General features: G+C 63.3%; 4 protein-coding genes. 3 read left to right on the forward strand and 1 reads right to left on the reverse strand.

What is annotated here, in order from left to right; translation table 11 throughout:
• Positions 1-94 precede the first annotated feature (94 nt).
• Positions 95-1,072 (reverse strand): sugar ABC transporter substrate-binding protein, encoded by a 978-nt coding sequence (locus tag AC5DC2_RS20460; protein ID WP_491699816.1) that lies wholly within the window; start codon positions 1,070-1,072, stop codon positions 95-97.
• Positions 1,073-1,182: 110 nt separating this feature from the next.
• Here AC5DC2_RS20460 and AC5DC2_RS20465 point away from each other — a divergent pair, with 110 nt between their 5' ends.
• From AC5DC2_RS20465 to AC5DC2_RS20475, 3 genes are all read left to right on the forward strand, one after another.
• On the forward strand, positions 1,183-2,700 hold the full coding sequence (locus tag AC5DC2_RS20465; protein ID WP_491699817.1) for an FGGY-family carbohydrate kinase: 1,518 nt from the start codon (positions 1,183-1,185) through the stop codon (positions 2,698-2,700).
• Entirely contained in the window at positions 2,697-3,755 is a 1,059-nt protein-coding gene (locus AC5DC2_RS20470) for a zinc-binding dehydrogenase (protein WP_491699818.1), read from the forward strand. The genes AC5DC2_RS20465 and AC5DC2_RS20470 overlap by 4 nt, the downstream gene beginning before the upstream one ends.
• Positions 3,755-4,087 (forward strand): class II aldolase/adducin family protein (locus tag AC5DC2_RS20475; protein WP_491699819.1); only part of this gene is annotated, 333 nt, incomplete at its 3' end. The genes AC5DC2_RS20470 and AC5DC2_RS20475, both read left to right, overlap by 1 nt.

The raw sequence follows: 4,087 nt of genomic DNA on the forward strand, positions 1-4,087 counted from the left end.
CGTGCGTCCATTCGGACGCACAAAGGACGCTCTAACCTATTTTATCTACGCATCGTGCTTTCCGAAAATCGATTCCGATTTTCGGGCCGATGCGCTAGTTCAGGCTGCCGTAACCCAGGTCTTCATAGGCCTGGCGTGCCTCCTCCGGGCCGTTCACCGGAACAACATCCACATAGGTCTGCGGCAGAAGCTCCTCGCCGGCGAAGTAGCGCGCGACGTTTTCGGCCGAGGTTGCCCCGATCAGATAGGGTTGCTGGGCCACATTGGCGACGAAGGGGCTTCCCTCCTCGGCCATGATTTCCAGCGTCTCGGGTCCGCCGTCAAGCGCGGTGACCTTGATCTCCGTGCGGCCGGTTTCCTCCAGTGCCTGCACGATGCCGATTGCGGGCTGGTCCCAGCAGCCGACATGGATCGCGTCGATCGTGCCTTCCGGATACTGGCTCAGGAGATCGAGCGTCTGACGGCGGGCATCTTCCGGCGCATTGGCGAATTCCTCGGCCAGTTCCGGCTGGATGATCTCGATTTCCGGATAGTCCTGCAGCACATATTTCCAAAGCCCGGTGCGGATGCCGCAAATGCGCAGCGATTCCTCGAAGGCGTTGAAGACGGCGACCTTGCCCTTGCCGCCGATCGCATCCGCCATGTAGCGGCCGATCGTCGTGCCCATCGAATAATTGTCGGACGTGGTGTTGTTGGTGGAATAGGGCGAGGGGTGATCGACGGTGAAGACGGGAATGCCGGCTTCCTTCAGCGCCTCGAACTTCGGCTCGACCGAGCCGTCGCCGAGGATCGAGATCACCGCATCGACGCCGCGGTTCAAAAGCACATCGTGGTTGTCGGCATGGACCTGGTTGTCGCGGCCGCCGTCGACGGGAACGACCGTGCCGCCAAGTTCCTCGACCGTCGTGGTGGCCCCATTGAAGGCCTCGCGGTCCCAGAAGTGCTGGGTTCCGACGACGGCCACGCCGATGGTCTTGCCTTCAAGCGACAGACCGTCTTCCTGGGCCACAGCCGGAATGGCGTACAGTCCTGCAGCAGCGGCCATAAGAGCCGCAGCGACGATTTTATTCATATTCTCCTCCCTTGGAACTCCGTGACACCTCGGTGTCCATGGAACAAAAACAATTGGCTTTACAAAAGTCAAGAAATATTTCAATTGTAGAAATCTATGGAGGAGCATGCGTGACTGAACTGAGAATAGGACTGGATGTCGGCACGACCGCAATCAAGGTCGCCGCCTACACGCCGGAGGGCAAATGCGTGGCCGGCGCCGCCCGCGTCAACAAGGTATCGCGCCCCGCGCCGGGCCATGCCGAACAGGACATGGAAGCCATCTGGACGCTGACCGTGGAATGCCTCAGCGAATTGTCGGCGAAATGCGAGGGTGCTTCCTTTGCCGCGCTCGGGGTCTGCGCGCAGGGCGACGGTCTTTGGCTGATGGACGAAGCCGGCGCGCCCTGCGGCAACGCCATGCTGTGGAACGATACGCGGGCCTCCGCCGATCTTGAGACGCTGAGTGGAAGAGGCGCGACGGGCGCCGTGGGGCTTGGCTGCCACACCGACCTGTGGCCCGGCACCTCAGCCATGCTGTGGCGCTGGCTGCGCAGAAACCGCCCGGAAACCGCCTTGCGCGCCAGGGCAGCCTTTACCTGCGCCGACTGGATCGGTTACCGGCTCACCGGCCAAATCGCGACCGATTTCTCCAATGCCTCCATCCCCCTTATCGATTTTGACACCCGCAGCTACGGCCCGCGCCAGATCGACCTGCTTGAATGCAATGATCTCGGCAGCATTCTAGCACGCCCCAGGCACGCTTCGGAACAACTCGGCAGGCTATCCGCCGAAGCCGGGCGAAGGACCGGCCTTCCGGAAGGGCTGCCGGTTTCGGTGGGCACACTCGATCTTGCCGCGATGATTGTCGGCATGGGTCTCGACCGCCCGGGCCAGACGATGATGATCCTGGGCACGACGGCCGTCGTGAACATTCTCACCGATCACGTGACCCCGACCGAAAAGCCGGTCGGCGCATCGGCGCTGCATCCGACGAGCGAGGCGATCATCCGCATTCTGGCGCCTTCCACGGGAGCCGCCGCCTTCGACTGGTTCACCGCCCTTCACCCCAAAAGCCTCGGCGGCGAATCGACCGACGAGATCGCCGGCAAGCTCAACGCCCTCGTGGAGGATGTGCCGGCCGGAGCCAATGGCGTGACCTTCCTGCCCTATCTGAACGGCGAGCGCGCGCCCTTCGTCTCCCCTGACATCCGCGCGCAGTTCCACGGCCTGAGGGCAGACACGACCAAGGCCGAGATGGGCCGCGCCGTCATGGAAGGCACGGCGATGAGCCTGCGCCATTGTTTCGAGGCGGAAGACGGCTTGCCCCCGGCGCCGGTGCAACTGACCGGCGGCGGATCGAAAAACCCGGTCTGGTGCCAGATCATCGCCGATGTGATCGGCCAGGACATCGTGGTTTCGCCGGCCTCGGACCAGGGCTTGTGGGGCGCTGCTTGCCTGGGCGCCGCGGCTGCCGGCCTCGGCGACGCGATTGCCCTTTCGAGGCGCGAGGAGACTGCCGTCGTCTATCGCGCCCGCCCTGAAATCCACGCACGATATTCGACGGTCTACCGCCGCTACGCGCTGATCTCTTCAGCCATGCGCACCCTGCAGACCGCACTGAACAGCCTGAAGGAGGAGAATGCATGAACGCAATGATGAGAGCGGCCGTCTACCACGCGCTCGATGATATCCGGCTGGAAGACAGGCCCGTTCCCGAAATCGGCCCCGGCGAGGTTCTCCTGAAGACGCTGGCCTGCGGCCTCTGCGGCGGCGAGACGATGGCATGGTACAAGAAATCCCAGCCCAAGGTGCTCGGCCACGAACCGGTCGGCGAAGTGGTGAAGGTCGGCGACGGCGTCACCGACTACAAGCCCGGCGACCGGCTGTTCGTCAATCATCATGTCGGTCGGGTCAATTCCCACTGGTCGCTGCGCGGTCATTTCACCCGCGATCCGTTCTACTCCTCGATGAAGCTCGATCCGGGCGGGGTCTGCGAATATTACCGGGTCACGGCCCAGCATCTGGCCATGGACGCCCACAAGCTTTCCGACAGCATTTCCAACGAGGCGGCGACGACGATCGAACCCTGGTCCTGCGTGCTGTCGGGCCTGAAGGTCTGCAACATCCAGCCGGGCGATACGGTTGCCGTCGTCGGCGCCGGCTTCATGGGCCAGGGTTTCGTGCACATGGCGCCGCTTTTCGGCGCGGGCAAGGTCGTGTCGCTCGATTTCTCCGAGTGGCGGCTTGAAAAGGCGCGCTTTTTCGGCGCGACCCATACGATCAACCCGAAGACGGCCGATGCGGTTGCCGAGATGCGGGCGCTCAACAATGGCCGGCTCGCCGATACCGTGATCGTCATTGCCCCCTTCCCGTCCGCCTGGGATCAGGCGATGGCGCTGGTCGAACCCGGCGGTTGCCTGCATCTCGGCGCGCCGCTGCCGCCTGGAACCGACTGGGTGCAGGACGGCCACAAGGCCTATTTCGACCAGATCACCGTGACCTCGCGCTATTCCTCCGATCACCGTGACACCTACAGCTATATCCGCCTTCTGGAGGCCGGACGGATCAGGGCGGATGACGCGATCTCGCATCGGTTTGGCATTGAAGACAGCGCCGAGGCCTTTCGCATGCTGGTCGAGGCGGAAAAATCGCTGAAGATCGTCGTCTATCCCCACGGTATTCCCGGCAAGGAGGCTGCATAATGCTGGAAGAGTTGAAGCAGATCGTCTGCGAACAGAACCACGAACTGCCGGCAGCCGGCCTGGTGGTGGGCTCAGGCGGCAATGTGTCGGCGCGCGATCCGGAAACCGGGCTCGTCGTCATCAAGCCGTCTGGCGTCAAGTTCGCCAAACTGACGCCGGAGACCATGGTGGTGGTCGACCTTGACGGCAACATCGTCGACGGCGTGATGAAGCCGTCGGTCGACACCGGGGTCCATCTCTATATCTACCGCCACCGCAACGACGTCTTCGGCATCGCCCACACCCATTCGCCCTATGCCACGAGCTTCGCCGCGCGCGGCGAGCGGATACCC

It is taken from the genome of Martelella sp., from assembly GCF_984369615.1.